The 20,099-nt window shown below is 49.3% G+C and carries 17 protein-coding genes; 1 reads left to right on the forward strand and 16 read right to left on the reverse strand.

The window, feature by feature from the left end:
- Positions 1 to 76: 76 nt before the first annotated feature.
- The 6 genes from F4X88_17695 to F4X88_17720 all read right to left on the reverse strand — a co-directional run bounded on the left by F4X88_17695 (position 77) and on the right by F4X88_17720 (position 7,682).
- Complete coding sequence (locus tag F4X88_17695) at positions 77 to 634, reverse strand: hypothetical protein (GenBank protein ID MYA58120.1); 558 nt, start codon at positions 632 to 634, stop codon at positions 77 to 79.
- A 6-nt stretch (positions 635 to 640) separates the two neighbouring features.
- Positions 641 to 1,636, reverse strand: a complete 996-nt coding sequence (locus F4X88_17700) for a sialate O-acetylesterase (protein MYA58121.1) — start codon at positions 1,634 to 1,636, stop codon at positions 641 to 643.
- 72 nt (positions 1,637 to 1,708) lie between these two features.
- Positions 1,709 to 4,057 carry an AAA family ATPase gene (locus tag F4X88_17705; GenBank protein MYA58122.1) on the reverse strand — a complete coding sequence of 783 codons (2,349 nt, stop codon included), beginning with the start codon at positions 4,055 to 4,057 and terminating at the stop codon, positions 1,709 to 1,711.
- 86 nt (positions 4,058 to 4,143) lie between these two features.
- On the reverse strand, positions 4,144 to 5,376 hold the full coding sequence (locus F4X88_17710) for a threonine synthase (GenBank protein ID MYA58123.1): 1,233 nt from the start codon (positions 5,374 to 5,376) through the stop codon (positions 4,144 to 4,146).
- Between the two features lie 276 nt (positions 5,377 to 5,652).
- Positions 5,653 to 6,972, reverse strand: coding sequence for a hypothetical protein (locus F4X88_17715; protein ID MYA58124.1), 1,320 nt, complete (start codon positions 6,970 to 6,972; stop codon positions 5,653 to 5,655).
- Between the two features lie 2 nt (positions 6,973 to 6,974).
- A complete protein-coding gene (locus tag F4X88_17720; protein MYA58125.1) occupies positions 6,975 to 7,682 on the reverse strand; it encodes a hypothetical protein in 708 nt (235 codons plus the stop codon).
- A 262-nt stretch (positions 7,683 to 7,944) separates the two neighbouring features.
- Here F4X88_17720 and F4X88_17725 point away from each other — a divergent pair, with 262 nt between their 5' ends.
- A complete protein-coding gene (locus F4X88_17725) occupies positions 7,945 to 8,394 on the forward strand; it encodes an archease (GenBank protein MYA58126.1) in 450 nt (149 codons plus the stop codon).
- Positions 8,395 to 8,398: 4 nt separating this feature from the next.
- Here the strand turns inward: F4X88_17725 and F4X88_17730 are convergent, their stop codons facing one another.
- The 10 genes from F4X88_17730 to F4X88_17775 all read right to left on the reverse strand — a co-directional run bounded on the left by F4X88_17730 (position 8,399) and on the right by F4X88_17775 (position 19,864).
- The gene (locus F4X88_17730; protein ID MYA58127.1) at positions 8,399 to 10,336 is read right to left on the reverse strand and encodes a hypothetical protein; all 1,938 of its coding nucleotides are present in this window, start codon (positions 10,334 to 10,336) and stop codon (positions 8,399 to 8,401) included.
- Positions 10,323 to 11,594 (reverse strand): enolase, encoded by a 1,272-nt coding sequence (locus F4X88_17735; GenBank protein ID MYA58128.1) that lies wholly within the window; start codon positions 11,592 to 11,594, stop codon positions 10,323 to 10,325. Before F4X88_17735 ends, F4X88_17730 begins: the two co-directional genes overlap by 14 nt.
- A 117-nt stretch (positions 11,595 to 11,711) precedes the next feature.
- Entirely contained in the window at positions 11,712 to 12,539 is an 828-nt protein-coding gene (locus tag F4X88_17740) for a carbon-phosphorus lyase complex subunit PhnI (GenBank protein MYA58129.1), read from the reverse strand.
- 250 nt (positions 12,540 to 12,789) lie between these two features.
- Positions 12,790 to 13,617: a hypothetical protein gene (locus tag F4X88_17745; protein ID MYA58130.1), complete on the reverse strand. Its 828-nt coding sequence runs from the start codon at positions 13,615 to 13,617 to the stop codon at positions 12,790 to 12,792.
- Positions 13,614 to 14,249, reverse strand: a complete 636-nt coding sequence (locus F4X88_17750) for a sigma-54 factor interaction domain-containing protein (GenBank protein MYA58131.1) — start codon at positions 14,247 to 14,249, stop codon at positions 13,614 to 13,616. Before F4X88_17750 ends, F4X88_17745 begins: the two co-directional genes overlap by 4 nt.
- A 199-nt stretch (positions 14,250 to 14,448) precedes the next feature.
- Entirely contained in the window at positions 14,449 to 15,279 is an 831-nt protein-coding gene (locus F4X88_17755; GenBank protein ID MYA58132.1) for a hypothetical protein, read from the reverse strand.
- Positions 15,272 to 16,015 (reverse strand): hypothetical protein, encoded by a 744-nt coding sequence (locus F4X88_17760; GenBank protein ID MYA58133.1) that lies wholly within the window; start codon positions 16,013 to 16,015, stop codon positions 15,272 to 15,274. Before F4X88_17760 ends, F4X88_17755 begins: the two co-directional genes overlap by 8 nt.
- Before the next feature lie 102 nt (positions 16,016 to 16,117).
- Complete coding sequence (locus F4X88_17765; protein MYA58134.1) at positions 16,118 to 16,366, reverse strand: hypothetical protein; 249 nt, start codon at positions 16,364 to 16,366, stop codon at positions 16,118 to 16,120.
- A 736-nt stretch (positions 16,367 to 17,102) separates the two neighbouring features.
- On the reverse strand, positions 17,103 to 18,569 hold the full coding sequence (locus tag F4X88_17770; protein MYA58135.1) for a hypothetical protein: 1,467 nt from the start codon (positions 18,567 to 18,569) through the stop codon (positions 17,103 to 17,105).
- Positions 18,570 to 18,571: 2 nt separating this feature from the next.
- Positions 18,572 to 19,864: a sigma-70 family RNA polymerase sigma factor gene (locus F4X88_17775; protein ID MYA58136.1), complete on the reverse strand. Its 1,293-nt coding sequence runs from the start codon at positions 19,862 to 19,864 to the stop codon at positions 18,572 to 18,574.
- Positions 19,865 to 20,099 lie beyond the last annotated feature (235 nt).

Here is a 20,099-nt window from a genome sequence, read left to right on the forward strand (position 1 = left end):
CAGTCGGCAGTCAGTTAACAGGTTTTCTGATGACATTATACTCTCTTGCTGATCACTGATGGCTGATTGCTCTTCCTTACCAAGGATGTGTGCGAAACGGTGATGCGGGTAACCCCTCTTTGTTGACGAGATTCGGTTCCGCACTCTGATGCCAACCGAACCGAACTGCGACCGGATTTTCAACGGCACTGCTGGAGACGACAATCGTGTTCCCATCAACTGTTGCTTTCGCCTCAACGAATTGCTTATCCTCGCCTGCGATTTCAAACCATGTCAGGGGTTGTTCGTCTTTCGCGATCAAGCCACTCCCAACGAAGTCAAAACGCAGTCGGATCGTGTCTCCTTCCACTGCCATCGACTTGTAAATCGGGCCGGAATAGGTTACATGCGCTCTGCCGTAGGTCTTCGCAAGTGCCCATAACGCAAGCCGTCTGCCGACCTCTTGCTTGTTTTGCGGATGGATGTCCTTGAGGTTGCCGACATCCGTTGTTACAGCCATACCGGTATGTGGGACGGATAACGTTGCGGCTTGTGCCTCCCAAATTGCGGGTAGCAGAAATGGGCCGGCTCCCCAACCGTAATTAAACGGGGCAAGTTGCACGAAATAGAAGGGGAAATCTCCCTGTCCCCACACCTCACGTCACCCATTGATGAGCGCTTTCATCTTTTCATGGTAGAGCATTCCGTCCTGAAGGTTCGACTCACCTTGGTACCAGATTGCGCCACGGAGCGCGTAAGGGACAATCGGATGCACCATGCCATTATAGAGTCCGGTAGGTCTGGCGTGATGTCTCAACGCATGTCTATTTTCGGGTATCTGTGTAAGGCGAGCGTCGGTTTCTAACGCCTTCCGCGTTTCTGCGATCCACGCCTCAATCTCCTTCATCTTTTGTGGAAGTTGCTCGCGATAGTTCGTATCCGCTTCCTGAATCTCTTTGGATATGGATTCAAGGGCAGGGACGGTTGTGAAACCGACAGGCGGTGTCCACGGCTCAATGCGGGTGCCGCCCCAATTGGTACTGATTAATCCAATCGGGACATTGAGGTTCTTGTAAAGTTTTCTGCCGAAATAGTAAGCGACAGCGGAGAAATTCTCGATTGTTTGTGGGGTGGTTTCATACCAGTCGGAAACCTCTACATCTCGCTGAAGTAGTCCTGAGGGTCTATGCGGAATGTCAAACAGTCGGATCTTTGGATAGTCCGCCGCAGCGATTTCCGCATCGGCATCTCTTGAGGCACGCACAGACCATTCCATATTCGACTGTCCGGAGCAGACCCAAACTTCTCCGAAAAGGACGTTCGTCAGCTCAATTGTAGGGGCTGGGTTACCCAGCCCGTATACACGAAGGGTATAGGGCCCCCCGGCATCCATTGCTGGGAGTTCGGTTCGCCAGTTGCCTTCCGCGTCGGAGACCACCACAGTCGTCGAGAAAAGCGGATCGGCACCCTCGTCTTCGTCACTGAGGGTTACCGTGATTTCCTCGTCCGGGGCTGCCCAGCCCCAGATAGGAACTTCCATATCGCGTTGTAGCACCATGTTACTGCCGATGACACGTGGTAACGTAACCTCGGCATGCGTGAGAGTTTGTATGGAAAGTAACAAGACACCAATGAGAGATAGCATTAATCGTTTCATATCGCGGCTCCTTAGTTTCTGACTATTTTGCCCAAACTAACAGTTTATGCTACAAAAGATGGCGGTATCTGCCTAATAATGTCCATCTCCTCGTTCTTGAAGGCGTTCGGCGAGGTAGCTGTTGCGTTGCATGACTTGATTGTTGCGGATACAGATGCCGAGTGCCCGCTTGGTGCCGACTATGACGACACACTCCTTTGCACGGGTGATACCGGTGTAGAGCAGATTCCGCTGTAACATGAGATAGTGCTGCGTGTGTAAGGGGATAACAACAGCGGGATACTCACTCCCCTGCGCTTTATGGACAGTCGTGGCATACGCTAAGACGAGTTCGCCGAGGTCTGCGGTATCGTAAGCGACCTGTTTATCAGGAAATTGGAGGTACACCTTTTTGTCGAGATGCTCAATCGCGACGACCCTGCCGATATCGCCGTTGAACACCTCATAGTCATAGTTGTTGCGGACTTGCATCACCTTATCCCCGATGCGGAAGCCGCCTGCGGTTCGAGATACGGGCGCGGTGCCTTCGCGCCTACGGGATGGATGGCTGTCCGTCTGAAAGCCGAACCTCGCTTTTTCTAACGGATGGGAGGCCGGGGTCGTATACTCCGGGTTCAATACTTCCTGAAGGCGTTTGTTGAAGCTTTCAGTGCCAAGCATCCCGCGCCGCATCGGGCATAGGAGTTGGATGTCGTCTATCGGATGGTAATCATAGTGTTGCGGCAGCCGATCAGAAATGAGGGAACATACCAATTCGGTAATCGCTTCGGGATCCTCCTCCTCCATGAAGAAAAAGTTCCGGTCTGTATCGCCAGTGAGTTCTGGAAAATCGCCCTTATTGATACGATGGGCATTGGTGACAATCATGCTCTCCTGTGCCTGACGAAATATCTCGGTGAGTTGGATGACGGGTATCCTTTGGGACTCAATGAGTTCTCTGAGGACATTGCCTGCGCCGACGGAGGGAAGTTGATCGATGTCCCCGATGAGGATGACGGTGGTGCCTGGACGAATTGCCTGCATCAAACGGTTCATCAGGACGAGGTCGACCATAGAGGTCTCGTCAACAATGACGACATCTGTGTCCAATGGATTTTGTCGATTTCGTTTAAATCCGTTGTTTCGCGGAGAGAATTCAAGGAGCCGATGAATGGTTTTAGCTTCGCTGCCGGTTGTTTCACTGAGGCGTTTTGCTGCGCGCCCGGTGGGTGCTGTCAGGGTGATGCGTCTCCCCTCCGCTTCAAACAGGCGAATCATACCGAGAACAGTCGTGGTTTTACCAGTACCGGGTCCCCCGGTCAGGATCATGGTGCGGGTCGTCATGGCGGTATAGATCGCCTTGCGTTGTTGCGGCGCGAAACGGAGATCCATTTCGTCCTCTAATTGCGTGAGGAACAGTGTCGTGTTAGGGGACAGTAGAACGGTGCTCTGTTCTTGACTCGCTAAGAGCCTCAAAAACTGGTTTGCGACACCGAGTTCGGCATAGTAAAAGGGGGCGAGATAGATGGCGGAATGGGTATCGGTTGAAAGGGGTTCCTGATCCGTTTCGGAAACCTCATAGTCTTCTTGTGTCTCGTCTATACTATCCTGTTCGTCGGAAACCACTACATCTGTAAAACCGGGATTAATAATTTCCTCTTTTTCGACGAGGGCGGAGATCCCTTGCTCAATCGCTTCCAGCTCCTGCTCAAGCATGGTTTGGCAGGCTTCAATAAGTTCGGCACGCCGTTGGAAGACGTGTCCATCATCCGCCTTCTGGCTGAGAACATATTTGATCCCCGCTTGCACCCGCTGCGGAGCATCCTTATCAATGCCGAGCTTCTGTGCGATCGTGTCTGCCGTTACAAACCCGATACCGTAAATGTCATCAGCGAGGCGATATGGGTCTTCAGTGACGATCGGGATTGCGTCGTTTTCGTATGTTTTATAAATTTTAGCGGCGTGCGCTGTGCTAACATCGTGCGATTGTAGGAAGATCATCACATTTTTTATTTCGCGTTGCGCTTCCCACGCTTCCTTGATGATTTTTACGCGCTTCCGCCCGATACCGGGAACGCGTGCCAATTTTTCAGGTTCGTTCTCAATGACATCCATCGTATCCATACCGAACTTACGGACGATGAGTCCTGCCATCTTCGGACCGATACCTTTGATGAGACCTGAACCGAGATATTTTCTTAAGCCGACGACGTTTGCGGGGAGGATGGTTTCATACTTCTCGATTTGGAATTGTCTGCCGTATCTGGGGTTATCTACCCACTGTCCCTGGAGGAGGAGACTCTCACCAGGATTGATAGATGCCAAATTGCCGACGACCGTGATGAGTTCGGCATGGTCGCGCGCCGAAAGTCTTCCGACTGTATAGCCGGTGTCAGGGCTTTCATAGACGATGCGTTCAAGTATCCCCTGCAGTGTTTCCATTCTTTTATTTAGCCCTAACGGGGATGTCAACCCCCATTGGCAACGGACTTTAGAACACTTTATAGGCTTTGAAACTTTCCCCAGATCTATCCAATTTCCGTCATCAATTTCTGAAAAGCGTTGAGTTGCGGGGTAATGATATGGGTTGTATCCGTTTTGTTCTCAAGGGCTTCAACGGTTTTGAGTCCGTTGCCTGTGATAGCGAGAACCGTTGGCTCATCAGGTCTGATGTGTCCGCTCTCTATCAATTTTTTCGCGGCGGCGAGTGTGACACCCCCAGCGGTTTCCGTGAAAATACCCTCTGTGGAAGCGAGGAGTTTTATGGCCTCCACGATCTCGATATCGGTGGCGTGTTCGCCGACACCGCCGGAGTTTCGGACGGTATCCACAGCATAGATGCCGTCTGCGGGGTTTCCAATCGCGAGCGATTTAGCGATTGTATTGGGTCTCACAGGCTTTACAAAATCGCCATTCTCTTTGTATGTATTGACGATGGGTCCACATCCCTCGGCTTGGGCGACATGGATTTTAGTGTTCGGTGTATCTATTAATCCTAAAATGTGGAATTCTTTTAAAGCTTTGCCAATCTTTGTGATGAGAGACCCGCCAGCGGCAGGTGCGACGATATGCGCGGGTGCCTTCCAACCGAGTTGTTCGATCAATTCAAAACAGAGGGTTTTTGAGCCTTCAGCGTAGAAAGGACGGATGTTGATATTAACAAATGCCCACGGATAGACCCCGCCAATTTCACTACAGAGTCGGTTGACCTCGTCATAAGTGCCAGTGATACTGACGACTGTGGGACCATAGACAAGGGATGCAACGACCTTGCCAACTTCGAGATCCGCGGGGATGAAAATGAAGCAATTCAGTTTTGCAATGGCAGCGTGTGCGGCGACTGCGTTGGCGAGGTTGCCAGTAGAGGCACAAGAAACAGTTTCAAAATCGAATTCTTTTGCTTTGCTCAAGGCGACGGCTACAACCCGATCTTTGAAGGAAAAGGTCGGATGGCAGACGGTGTCATCTTTGATATAGAGTTCTTTGACGCCGAGCGCGTCTCCAAGATTCTTCGCTCGGACGAGCGGCGTAAATCCGGTATGAGTGCCATCTGTCGGTTCATCATCTATCGGCAGTAGATCTGCATAACGCCACATGCTTTCTGGACCATTTTCTATTGAACGCCTTGAAATAGATTTTTGTATCTCTTCATAGTTATAGTCTACTTCCAGGGGCCCGAAACAGAACTCGCAAACGTGGAGCGGTTCCTTGGGATACTTCTCCCCACATTCACGGCATTTGAGCCCTAATACTTTTTCCATTTTTTTAATTTTCCTTTTTTAATTTTTAACTTGCGGATAAGTAACGAGATTTAAGACTTTAACGTTTCCTGTGTTCGAGTTGAAGAAACATCCCGCTGAATGCCACACGCGCATTCGGCGTTGATTCGCAAAAACCCTTTCACTTTGTTACGGGCTTGGGTTTTGGTTTCATATTTTGAAGAAAAAAAGAAACGTCAAAATGCACAAACCCCAATTGCGAATTAACCGAAGTCCGCAAGGACAACGGACGCAGCGGCCCAGGAGCAATAATTAAAATTAAATTGTCAATTTAACGCTAAATTCGTTCTTTCCGGATTGCAATGTGAGACGTATAAAAAGCGAATGTTCCCCTATCCATCTGACAGCATCGACGTTGGACTCCGTTAATTGTAGACCTTCGTGGTCGCCCCAGACGACTATCCCATAAGGCATCGCCCGCGTCGCCTCTACCACAATGGCGATGTGTAGTTGTGTCCGGTGTCGCGTCGGTAAAAAGCCCGTTAGGACAGGTTTATTCGCCTCGGACTGCAATACCCGTTCGGCAGCATAATTTTTAATTTCAACGGGCACCATATCACCTTCAACAAAGGTCAATTCACATGCCGCGTCGTAGTAAAATATCTTTAACGTAGACTTCGGGTCAGTCGTTTCCTCTCGGATCTCCGTAGTTGCCCCGACAACCGCTGTCGGTTCGGTTTTCTGACACTGTTCGATGTAATCTTCAACCATTTGCGAAAGGAGCAGCGGCTTTGTGTCTTGAAGACTCACCACGTGTGCGAAGTATGCATCGAGGCGTTCCAACCCCTCTTCTCCGAGGTGTGCAACGGTAAGCGCGTCGATATGTTCTACATAACCCAGCCATTGATTCCACGCCGTGCTTTCGACATAGACATCATACTGGTGTTGCGCCGTTCCGTTTAAGAGTGCTGCGCGGAGATTATGTGCGTCTGCATCAAGGTGACCCGCGGTATGGTAAGGGATACCGACAATCTTTTCAAACGATTGGTCAGGGGTCCCTCGTGCGACAATCGCATCAAGAGACGCTGAGACTTCAAGCGGGTAAAAACACCCAAAACCGCCGCGGTCGGACCCCTCAATTTCGGGAACATTCGAGGCTGCCGCATCCACCTCTTGCTGATTCCAATGGTAGCCCCAAAGCCCTCGGAAGCCCGTCTGTTCAAGGGCTCGCAGGAACGTATCATTCTTGAAGACTGCCCCTGCGATATTCATCTCCGCCCAAGGGAGCGTTCGCTTGAGTCTGTCCCGTTCCCTGATTATATATTCCGGTAACTTCTCTCGCATCGTGACGAGATGCGATGCCATGGCTTCCGTGCTGGCACCCGGATTGGCGTTTCTTGCAGCCTCCCAGTTCGTTTCCCAGATCGGTCTGATATCGAGCATCAACAAGGGAGCGTCGCCGTGCTCTGTGTGGAACGTTGTGAGCAACCTCGCGATGCCTGGCGCAGATTTGGTATCGACTGCCCATGTTATGGGTATACCGTGCTTATGTGCAACCTCCGCTAACAGTCGGACCCCTTCACGTAGCCGCTCCCTGTCTTCCGCTACTGCTGTGCTTACCAATCCGTAATTCAGCATTACTATTCCAAAAAGACGGTAACGCCCAGGTCGGCATACTTCTGGCGCGTGCTGGGACTGCCGTTCCTAAAGCAAACAGCGGTTGTCGTTCCCTCTAAAGCCTTCGCGACGTATTCCACACAAGCATCCACGGTCTGGAGTGCATGATTCGGGTGGCTCTCAATGCTGAACGTCAGATCCGCAGGACCAAAGGAGAGACAGTCAACACCCGGCTTCGCGAGAGATCGCGCGTGTGTGACGGCTTCTATGGACTCAATCTGCATCCAGAGGATGCCATTGGTGTTCCACCAGTCGGCGTATTCAAGCCGTTCTTTGCCTTCAGAATTCACTCGGGGGGCACCACCCCAACTCCGAAGTCCCTGCTGCGGATAGTAGAAAGCAGCGACGGCTTCGTTTACGGTTTCGTCTAATTCGACCTGTGGCACCTCAATGCCTGAGGGACCTAAATCAAGGTAGTTACCGATGAGATACGTGTTTCGGGTGTGCTTAATCCGAAAGTTGGCGGGAATTCCGAGTTGATTCGCCATGTTACAGAAGGCGACGAGCCGATCCTCGTTGTATGCAGAGTGTTGGCTATCCACGGCGACAAAATCGTAGCCGCCCTCTTCGACTTTGGCGACGAGTGCATCGGCAGATATTGCCATAGAGACGTTAGCGCCATAGACGAGTTCTCCGTTATGGATCCGTTGTTTCAAATTTGCTGCTGACATTGTCATCCCTCATTTTTTTAGCGCAGCTTGCGAATCAAAATCTGCTGTTAAATACTGTTTGCGGTGCGCGTGGGTTCAGTTTTACAAGGCAAACGGCATAGCAGGTGCTATTCCGAAACCGAGGCAGGCAGGTCAAGTCACGCCTGAATTTTTATAATTATACCCTAAAAATCCTTTTGTGTCAACGGATTTGTGTTTTGGATGGGGATTCAGGAAGGATGAGAATTGACAGGGCCGGATTTTAAGGGTATGATGTTGTTAGATGAGAAAAATCGTAGCGATGGAGAATTGCATGAAACCCTATGAATACCTTGAACATACTGCGGATATGGGACTGTTGGTTAGAGGGAAAAGTCTATCGGATCTTCTGAGAAATGCGGCACAGGGACTCTTTGAAACAATAGCCGTCGTGGATACGGTCGATGAGACAGACGCAGTGGAGATTCACCTCACGGCTGAATCTGTGGAAGACCTTTTTGTGAGATGGCTCGATGAACTCATCTTCCAGCACGAAACAAAGGAGACTTTCTTTAAACGTGCCGACATCAAAAACTGTAGTGAAACGGAAGTATCAGCGACGGTTTACGGTGAACGTGCAAACTTCGATAAACACGAGGTTTATACAGAAATTAAGAGCGTTACATACCATCAGTTGCAGGTCGTGCGAAAGTGTGATGGCAGTTGGTTCGCTCAGGTTATTTTTGATCTGTGATAACCTATGGATAGAACTGATACATCGTGGTATTCAGAAGGATGTTCAGGAGGCTCCACGTGCTTCCCATGAGATAATCGCCGAGAACTAACCCCAGAAAGAACGGGATGGCACGCCGATAACTCTGGATACCCCCGTGTCGGAGGATAAGCCATTTCAATGTCAAAGCGATCAACAACGGAATCCAGAGGTCGGACATCTCTTGGTTGCTCGCCATCACATAACCGAGCGGATGCAGCGGCAGCCAAAAGAATTTGACCCGAAGATACGTCAGCACCATCATCACAGAAAACCCGATGCCCATGAATATCACGCCGAGCCAGTCTGTGTCGAGGGGATACGTAATCCAGTTTGTTAACCGTCCGAAGTATTCTCTTCCGTAACCGAGTGCCCAAGGTCCAAAGTATCCGGAATCCGCACCGAATTTGTAATAGAAATGTAGCTGCACCCATAAAGCGACAATCACACCGAAAACAGTCGCGATGATAACCGTCAAGAGCATCCGGCGTTGGTTAATATTGGCGAGTTCCGCGATTTTAAAAGCCTCCAACTGATGCGGCATCTGCTGCGGACGGTAATCTCGATTGAAAAAGCAGACGGAGAGTGCCGTTAAGTTCCGCGCACCGAGACGGTGCGTCCCCAAAAGGGTGTTCAAGATGTATCGGGGTGCCTGCCAGTGGTAGGCGTGGACAAAAATGCCAGACTCGGCACGGATACGTGTTGTGACCAAGGGTGTTATGAGGAACAGAACAGCGAAAGTGAGCGCGAGCCAGACCGCCATGCCTGCCTTGTAGAGGAGGAACGCAAACAACAAAACGCCAAGCACAAACCCCCAGACAGCCACCCGATACGACATCGGTTCCTCGTGCTGCTCGATCGGCGGTTCTCGCCCGCGTGACGGCAGCGCGCTTCTCAAAACGGTTCCGAAATGCCGTTTCCCTGTCCACCCAAAAAAGAAACAGAGTCCTATAAAAGCCCCGATCGTCTGCTCGTTAAGATACGGAAAGCGTGGGATGCTACTCCAGCCAACCGCTTTTGCCAAAGCGACTTCGTTCCGATAGAGAAAATAGAAGAGACTCGTCGAAAAGAGAACATCCAACGGCATGAGGAACATAATGCCGATGGCAAACGGGTAAAAGGCGGTGATGATGGTGCCGTAGAGGCTCAAGGGTGCCTCCTGAAACGAGAAAAAACGGCGTGTCACTGGAATATGCGGAATCACGGGATAGAGATGGCTCAATCCGTTAAAAAGACTGATGCCGGCAGCGATTGCAAAGCCGATCCACATCCGCTTGTTTCGGAAGAAACTGGACGTGGGGTTGGTCATCGCAAGCGGGAGTTGAATAATCGGGAAAGTGAGACGTTCACGCTGCGCCCACTGCCGACGGAGGATCGTATTGAGGCAGAGAAAGATGAACGCTATGACCGAAAACAGTAATAACCATGCTATCACTACCGGGAACCACACCCGCAAGTGAAGCGGATGATATAGACTGGATTCCCCAAGGTAATAGCCACGGAGCGCGTCTCTATCCGAAACGGTGAGCCATTCTGGGAGATGGTGCCAAAACAGGGTGCGCCACTCGTTTTCTTCGGTTGCAAACCAGAAACTATGTCCGAGGACAGAGAGGATCGCTTGAAAGACATCGCAGCCAGCCAAGGATGTCGAGAAACTGAGTGTCACATATAAAAACAGCAATTCGCCTTGTCCAAGTGCCAAGTTGCTTCTTAGGAGACGGATGACACTGTTCATCAGCATCACTGCGGTGAGGATGAAAATGACATTGGACAGCGGAACCACCCACGTCGGGAAGGTATAGCGCACGAGTTCCATCTGGATGAGGAAATAGCAGTTGATCGGTGCGCTAATGGCAAAGATGGTGATGACGCGCCATGTCAGGGCACGTTGTTGAGGGAGAACAGTCAATTTACCAACGTCCATGCACAGGGGTCTCACGTGCTTTCTCGAAGAGGTCTGTCCATGCGTCAGTGCCGTCGTCAAAGGTTAACTCCAGACGCGCACCTTCTACTTGTGCCTCACCGTTGCCGGCATTGAAATAGCTCAAACCATCACCGGACATGTGGATGCAACTGCCATCAGGATAAACAGCGGTTTTGATGATGCGCGGAACAGGATGAATCGTGTAACCCTCAGCGTCTAACTGATCATCAGGCACGCGGAAGCGTTCGACTGCGTCTTCATCGACTTCAACGCCCAACCCAGGGGCATCAGGGACCTTGTGGCATCCCTCCGAGACCTGTATCGGTTGTGTGAGCAGATGGTCGCTATAGAGATTAATACAGGTGATTGCGGGCCATGTCGCATGTGTGAGCACACTGCCGAGATGGCCTGCCCATGTCGTTGTCAAGCCGTTTCCGACAATCTGGAGCCAAAACGGCATATCCGCTGCCGCACTGAGTTGCCCCTCACGCATGACCTGCGATTTACCCCCACCGATGACAAATCCAGTGTTTACGTCCTCACGCACACAGGTGGTATAGGGGGGAGACCCGAAGTGCATAGCGACCTGACATCCAACGGTTTGGCGGATCTGTTTATTTCCATCAACATCATTCTGCGGAATAGGGGTCTCAAACATCGCTACGTTTGGGTGTGAAGCGAGTTTTTGCAGGATCGGGATAGCCGTTTCTGCGTCGCGCCAAGAACCGTTAGGATCGAGGTCGAGTTTGAAGTCGGATGGAACGCCTGCTGCGACTGCCTCTACCTGTGCGGCGATATCCCACCACGGACGCGGCTTGTTTTTGAAACTCGTATAACCGTTTTCTACGGCATCTGCGGCTTCCGCTGCCCAGTTTTCAGGAGACGAGTCGATACACCACCACGAAATAGGAACAGCCTCGCGAGCCTGCATGCCGAGGAGTTGATAGACGGGCACTTCCAAAATTTTGCCGACGACATCGAAGAGCGCCATCTGTAAACCTGCGCCGAGTGAATCGTCGTTCATGCGTTCAGCAGGACTCTGTCCAAGCACACGTTCAACACTATCATCGCTAACTCTGGAATAGGTATAATGGACGACGGTCTCACCCCAACCGACATGTCCGGTATCCGTGGTAACCTTGCACAGTTCAAGGAGTGACCAGTTGTAAACAGTGGACACGCTCTGGGTGGTAATCTGTTGTTGTCGTGGGGTGAAGGGGACATCTACAAGTACACGTTCAACGTTCGTGACTTTCATGGATGGACTCCTAAGGTTCAATGGAAGGATGCGAAGTATAGGGACCTTGGAATGTGTTTGCGAAAAGAAAAAAGGCGAGGGGATTTGATTGCAGTCATCCCCTCGCTCTATACGATATTAATAAGCGGCTTTAACCGCACCCCAGCTGGTAGTGAGTTTGCCTTTGGCATCAACATCAAAACCGTTGGCATTCGTAACGAGAACACTATCAACTCTACCCATTCCCCAACTTTCGTGCCAGATACCGACGGAGCCAGCACTCTTGTTAGTCGCTTTGTCGGATTCAAGAATGGGAGGTCCGAGGTCTTCGGAGGGTGCGAACAGATCGTCGACTTCATCAAGTTTCATGTACCAGATTTTAACGTTGTTGCCTTTGACTTCAACGCGCCCGAGATACGCGACAGCATTCGTCTGGTCGAGTCCGCCCCCTAAGCCGTGTGGTTCACTGGCTATCTCTTTTCCACCATTCTCACAACCGCACTGGTCGAGACATTGTCCAGAAGGACAGCACCCGTCTTCCAGGCTCATGAAAAGGACGGATGCGGTTTCATTATAGCCAAAGACAGCCAGGTAGCCTTTATCGTCCCCTTTGCGGCGGAACTGAAGTCCGACACTATCATCATCACCAAACGAGAAAACCATTTGAATGATACCGTCGGTAAAGTTTGTCACGCCAGGCAGTGGTGTGTTCCCGGAGATGCCGCATCCTTCAGCGGTTTGCTTCATGGATTTTTTTCCACCGAGTTTGCCGCCTTCAAAATCATCCGCAGCCCAGATCGTCCCAGCGTTCTCGGCTTTATATTTTTTGATGTCGTTCACACCCGCATCGGGCTTTGCGTCCTTAGAGCCGTCCTCAAAATCGGCATAAAACACAACTTGACCGCTGGCGTGAAATGAAACAAATAGACTTAAAACGAGAATCAAAAGAAAAAAACGGGTTTTCATGAATATCTCCTCCGTTGTCATAAAGGGTTGTGTTGCCGTTTATTGGCGAGCAACAGTATTGTGACAAGGCAATAGGGTGTTGCTTAGATACCCGCATCCCCGAAGGTGCCTCGTCATAAAATTAAAGTGGTGTTGGGTGAGGCATTGACCTCACCCGACAAAGATGAGTCGCGCAGGGAGACTGCCGTAAGGTAATCTTGTCCTGCACCGCGGTTGACTTTATAGTATTAGTCTATATTAAGGAAGGAGACTAATAACTGCTTTTAACGTCGCCCCACGTCGTAGAGAGTTTAGCATGTGGATCAACATCCGTGGTGCCGCCTGGACCGGTAACAAGGACGCTACTCATTCTTCCGTTGCCCCAACTTTCGTGCCAGATACCGGCGATACCGGGTCCTAAATCATCCGCACCATCGTATTCAGCGACTGGATCGCCGAGTTCACTGGAAGCCACAAAGAGACCGGGGGCGTCGTCAAGTTCCATATACCAGACCTGGATAAGACTGCCAGTGACTTCAACGCGTGCCAAATAGGCAACGCTGTTGTCCTGGGAGAGGTCCGCACCTAAGCCGTGGTCGACACCGACGAGTTCATTTCCACCGTTTTCGCAGCTGCACTGGTCGAGACATTCGCCGTTTCCACAGCACCCGTCAGCGAGGCTACCGATGATAATTTGGGGTGTTTCGTTATAGCCGAATGCGACGAGATAGCCACTGTCGTCGCCGACACGGCGAAATTGGAAACCGACACCGTCGTCATCTTGCCATGAAAAAACGGCTTGGATGATACCGTCAGAGAATTCATCAACACCCGGTATAGGTGTATTCCCGGAGATGCCACATCCTTCGGCAGATTGATGCAAGGCACCGCTGCCATCCGGGAACTCATCGGATGCTACCCAAACGGTTCCAGCGTTTTCTGGCACCCAATTTGCCGGATCGTTGACGCTGACATCCGGGATTGATTTAGAGCCGCTCACTTCAAAATCAGCATAGAAAATTACCTGTGCGCTTGCATGGCTAATCAGCATGACTGAAAAAAGCGCGATGAACACCATCACAAGGTGGGTTCTTGTCATTTTGTCACTCCTTTATTGATTGATCTTCCGCAAGTTAAGTCGTCTGTCGCAAATTCATTTTCGTCTTGCAAAGACAAATTTTCACAAATAGGACGATTTCTGACGAAACCGTTGTCTAAAATATAGCAAAAAAGCAAATTTCTGTCAATAAAAAAGAAAAAGGGGAAAAGGATAGGATTTTTTTCAAGTTTTGCGAGTAACAGGAGAAGAGGCGAGGTTAGGGGATATCGCCAGTGAGAGAGTAAGGTACCCGTGCCAGCACGACAAACTAAAGACTGCATTGCGGCACAGTTGACAGAAACCATTTTGTTCCCCGACCGATCGCTGTTTTGGTGTAAGGCACGCGCTATCAACTCTTTACCGGTTCCTGTTTCACCCCAAATAAGTACCCTTGCTATTGTATTTGCCACCTTATCAATTTGTTTGAGAACTTCGAGAATCTGTGGACTTCTTCCAAGGATACTCTCATAATTTCCTTGCAACGTATTTTCTGCCAGAATAGCGATACGATCACCCTTTTTCTCAAGAGGAGGCTTTAAATTTGAATGTGTGAGTCTCTCATTGGACTGATCTTCCGAAATAGAAATGCCCCTCTCATCATAGGGTTTATCTACCTTAGTTCTATGAAACATTACCTTTCCTATCCTTCTGAAGTGTGAATGTCAGACATGCTTATACGATTTATAATACAATAAAGGCTTCAGAATATAATAACGCGGGTAAAGCGAAAGAAGGTTGCATAAAATGCAATAATCGGGGAAAGATTGCACCAATTTACAGCATAATTTGCTGAATCTTTTGCCACGTGTATAGATCTACAAGAATACCTGTTTATTCCTTGGAAAACTTCGTCGCGAGATACTTTGGATTTGATCTGATGTCGGGTGGGTAACGGATCTCCCACACCTTAACGAGTGCTTTCCCAAAATTGTCTTCGGGATAGATAGGGACAAATGCGCGGTTTGGCTCTCCACGCAGAAAAGGGGCAGTAGCAGCTTCCTTAACGGTTAACATGAGATGCGTTGCCCTATGGGATCTCAGAAACTCTAATGCTTCACGTTCGGTTTTAGCGAAGTTGATGTGCTGTCGGTAGAGACCTATCCAATGGGGTATGTAGTGATCCTGATCAACAATAGTTTTAACACCTGCAAGGACATTGAGTTGACTTCCATGATTCCAGTGAGCGGCAACGACAGCATGGGCGGGTAGATTGCCTTTCATCCAACCAAACGCCTGAGCGAGGCTGCCTCTCCCCGGTATAGCCCTGCGAGATTTGATAGCAGCAGGTAATGCCCGGTTTGCGTGTCCACCCACAGGTGAGTAGAACAGGATCAGGGTTAATATCAGGATAGAGATTGCTGGTCTCAACAGGAGCTGCGGGACACGGTGCCTTACCTTTTTGGCATAGAAAGTGGCTAAGAAAAGGAGAAGATCTGCGGTAAAGAAGGCGAGGGATATACCGACAAAAAAATTATAGCGTTTCGCATCCCGTGCCAGTGCTACCCAAAAGAGAAACCATAGAGTAAATGCAATGTAGATGAATTCATTCTCAACAGAACCTTGTCGTCGCCATGCAAGCACAAGGAATCCTATGACACAGGTAGCAATTGCAATACCAAACTCAATATTAACAACGGATGTTCCCAAAAGCGGATCAAGCACACTGCGATAAAAGGTAAAGCGGTGGTACGAAGGTGCAGACCCAGATTAGATAGAATCCTAATCTGTCTTCTGTTTCAGAAGTGAGAAACCGCCAGACCTCAACCAATAGAATGATACTGAGAAAAACACCGAAACCTTCCCAACTGACACCGCCAAGGAACATAGCGAAACCACTCGCGAGTGCCCATAAAAGACATTTGCGTGGCTGTTGCGATTGCAATGAAGTGAGATAAGTTATGACAGCCAGGATGCCGAGCATGAGACACCAACTGTCTCTATCACCAAAACCGGCAGTGCTGCGGTTAATCGCGCCAGGGAGTGTTGCCAAAAGTACACCAACGATGCTTGAAAAGAGAATACCGGAAGTGCGATAGAAAAACAGACAGAGTGCACCGAGTCCAAGGCAGAAGCAGAAGACGGGTGTGTAGATGGTGACGTGGTAGAGTGTAACCTTCGGGAATACCCACGCGATCCCTTTGTGAACGTAGGCGAGGACGTACCCGTAGAGATTGAGGGTTTGTGTTAAATCTCTACCGAGTGGAAGCCATCGATTCATATCCCGTTCTGGCAATTTTCCGTGTTCAGAGATGAGTTGTGCTTGCCAGTAGTAGAAGTACCCGTCTGATTCGGTTAACTGTCCTGAGGGAACATTTGTGATCCCTTGCAGTCGAATGAAAGCGGCGAGGCATAGGATACCGACAATCAGAATGATCGCACTTAATTTTTCTATCTTCATAACATTATTGATGGGATGCCTCCCTTTACCAAGGGGTCTGCTGCTTTTGAATCATAGATAAATCGGGTAGTTGCCCATAGTGAGCAACTACCATAGATTGAATTACGGGCAGTTATTGTAATATTTACCACAAACCTGCTCCGCATTGTCTTTCGCACTTTCACACCGCTCTGCATGCCCACTGGCACACGCAATACTTTCATTCTCTTGTGCATCACTACACTGCTGTTGAAGGCTATTACAGTTACTAGCTTCTGCTTTCTGTAACATCACGTGAAATGTCCCGAAACCACATGTGAGTGCGAAGATAAGGACGAGAGCCGGAATGCTTGCAATCAACTTAGATTTCATGTTTTATTTTCTCCTTTTTTTGGTGATTAATAGCGTCAATTTTACAAACGCCCTGAGCGGCACATTAATTTAAATTTCACATTCCGTCAGGGGAAATCGGTTTATCCGAACATGCGAAGGCATGTAGGATAGGCATATTCACAAGTGAGCAATTTGTGTGCCAATTGTAAAAAGCCGTATTCTTACGGCTTCTATCAAAATCCAACTCTGCATATTTTGCACACTCTGCAAATTCTACACAACTGACCCTGCATATTTTGCATAACGCCAATTGAAAACCTTTTCAAATTTCCATAATTCATTGGGTTAATATAACCTAACAGGACTTACGCAAAATTGGCTCCTATACCAAAATTGAGATGATATTCCCGAAGAACGCGCAATGAATTGCGCTACTACGAACCAAAGACCTGATAAGAAGCACAGACTAACAGTCTATGCTACAACAATTCGCACATCTAAAAGATTATGCTACAAAGGGCAACTTGCGCTATTTGGGAAAACTTAATAATACAAAGGGAGTGATTAGGCAGGCTTTCAAGTGCGTCTGCCTACCGAAATTGAAGGGTTAAGATTGGAAAGTATGGAATAGGAATGGGAAATTTATCAATTGTCGCGCTGAAAACGGAAGATCCCATTACGTTCTGTACCGACGCACAGCGTCCTGTCATCAACAGCAAGGGAGGTAGCTGTGTATGGTATTTCTGGAGCAATTTGTTTCCAAGCGTTCGTTCGGCTATCTACTTGATAAACGCCGCTGGCACACACTGTAAAGGGTTGAACCCTCAGTCGCAATCCGATCCATAAGGAGTGGACACCCGTCAGTATCGGTGAGAGCATGCCATTTCTCGCCGTCGTGTGAATGCATCACCCCTGCATCGGTTGAGATGTAGAGGGTTGAACCCACAAACAAAATATCCTTGAAGTAAGTAAAAGGAAAGGCGAGGTTTTCGGTAATGTCGTTCCAAGTATCTCCACCGTTCAAGGATCGGAAGAGGTCGCCCTCCCGTTTACCGGCATAGATAGTATTGCCCGAGGCAGCAAGCGTGAATCCCTTTCCGAAAATAGGCGGGAGTTCTCCGCGATCTTCCAAACCAGTATGCTGCCATGCCGTTTCACCAAGTCGCCACCTGAAGAGTTTTCGGCGGCGTTCCATAAAAACGGTTTCTCCGACAACGGTAAAACCGCCGTTCGTTCGGTCTTCCTCAAGGGCACGATCTATATTTTGGTCCCATAATTGTTTTGCGTCCCGATCTCTGCCCTTTGTTTCTCTCACTTTTTGGACCCTTTTCTGCAATTCAGTGAATAAATCGTCTTCCTCGAAATCTGGCATCCCTTGAACAGGTACCAGTGCCTCACCGCCAACAGGGAGGTGAAAAAATTGCGTCTGATTACTGGGTGTGCTGCTGAGATAGAGAGTTGTATTGCTTGTCTGTATCTTCGGATAGATCAGAAGTTTATCTTCACTCTCCACGTTAAGGGTCTCCCAAGATTCACCACCGTTTTTTGATTTAATAATCTCTCCACCGGTGACCCCATAGAGAACATTTTTAACAGAACTCAGATTCTGAACATTGAAATTTGATATCCCTGCCATAAAGGGATGCCATGTGTCTCCTCCATCCGTCGAGCGCGTTATTTTGTCGTGGCCGGTTCTGTAAAAATTATTTTCATCCAATGCGATAGCAGGAGAGGCCCCAAATGCGTGTGGATCGTTTCCAAGATACATCCACGTCTCACCGGCATCATAAGAGCATAATATTCCACCAAAACTCATTAACAGAATCTTTTTTCCGATTGGAACAACTCTGACTGCGGTTCTTATCTTAGCTGAATATTCGTAGGTATTCGGTGTAATATCGGTCCATGAATCGCCGAGGTCGGTCGAATAAAGGACTTGGGCTTCAGGACTATGCCGTACATTTCCGTTTGTCCCGACGTAGAGCCTCTCCTCGGCAACTGCCAAGGAATTAATACCGTGTTCAGTCGGCACCGGCATTTTTTTCCAATTACGGGTCAATCGGAAAAGCCCACGACTGGTGCCGACAAAGAGCGTGTTATCAACAGCGAGTGCATCCCGAATGCGGAACTCCGTATCATCCGTCTTCGGTACGATATCAGATCGCAAGACGTGTCCTATGAATTCCCACTGTTTTCCAGCATCCTCAGAACGAAATACCTCTCTTCTGAGGACGAGGTACATCGTCATATCCGCACTTTGGGGGTTGCGTTTTTGGGGGCATCGGTAATCACCAAGGCGACAGCGCGTCCCTCGGGACGTGAGCCGAGAACACTCCATGTTTTACCCTTATCGGTTGAGGCTAAAAGTTCATCGGATGTCAGGAGATAGAGGGTATCGCCCCGTTCCGCCATAACCCTCTCGAATTTCTGATTCGGACCGGCGGAACCGACAAATGTCCACGCGTCTGTCTGTGGTGTGAGTCGGTAGAGGCCGGCTCTCGCAACAGCATAGAGGGATTTGTCAGCAGCGAGAAAGAGTCCGGCACCTGAAACCTCCCCTGTTCCGTTCGCTTGAATCCATTGCGGTTTCGCGGTAGGAGCGTCTGCATCCTTGGGCGGAAAAGGGGCAACGAGGTTCGGTCCAGGTTGTTGTCCAGCACCACTGTTTTTCCCGAGCGTATCGGTGTTTCCGAATTGGTTTCTGACATCTGGCTTTAGTTTCAAGGGAAGCACAACGGGTGCCTCTACGAATTCAATCGTCATCTCCGATGTTGCGTCTAAACTGTAAGGCTGCTGGAAACGATACAGCGCACGTGTCCCCACACCGATCATTAGAAGAATGAGAAACGTTGATGCGAAGGAGAATCCCCACGGCACCCAAGGTTTACTTGCAGAAGGCACAGTCGGCTGGATGCGAGCGACTTCTTGCATGATGTTCGCAGTGAGGGTCGGTGGCACTTGGAAAATAGCGGAAACGCCGTGGAGGAGGTGTTCTTGTGTCTTTAATCGTTTGCGCGCACGATGGAGTCGACTTTTGACGGTGTTTGGGGATACGCCTAAGAATTCACTAATCTTTTCACACGGCATCTCTGCCAGATAATGCATAGTTACAACGGTGCGTTCGCTCTCTGGCAGTTTTTGGAGAAGGTGCTTGACGAGGTCGCGGTGGTGTTCAAGGTCTGCAGCTTCAGCGCGTGTCGCCTCATACGCTATATAGGAGAGGTCCTCAAGTTCGGCTGCGGGCATCGCATCCAGAGATGTCGTTGGCTCCTGTTTCTTTCGCATCCACGCGATACAGTGACGCGTCGCAATGACATAAAGCCATCCGAGAAAATGATACGGTGGTTTCAGGAGTGCCAACTTCTTGTAAGCCTTCAGGAAAATATCTTGTGTGAGCTCCTCGGCTGTGTGAAAGTCACCGATCTTCCGCCACACGAAGGTGTGGATAGCTTTCTGGTATCTGTTGACAAGCAGGGTAAAGGCGTTGTCGTCTCCCTCTAAAACGCGCTGAATTAAGGCAAAATCATTGGTCTCCATCTATATCTTCTCCAAAAAATGGGCGTAAGAACTTTGTTATATATTAACGCGTATAGCGGATCGAAAGGTTGCATAAAATGCAACTTTCATGATAAATATTTTCTCAGTTTAACAATTTTTCACTTACTGTTGGACAATCCTCTTCTTTTTAGCGTTTTCTCACCCGTAATTTACCAAAGATAACGCCTTGTGCTAATTAGAATTTCATAGATTTTTGGTTATGCGAGAACGAGGT

The organism is Candidatus Poribacteria bacterium (assembly GCA_009839745.1).
In the GTDB taxonomy this organism is placed as follows: Bacteria; Poribacteria; WGA-4E; order WGA-4E; family WGA-3G; genus WGA-3G.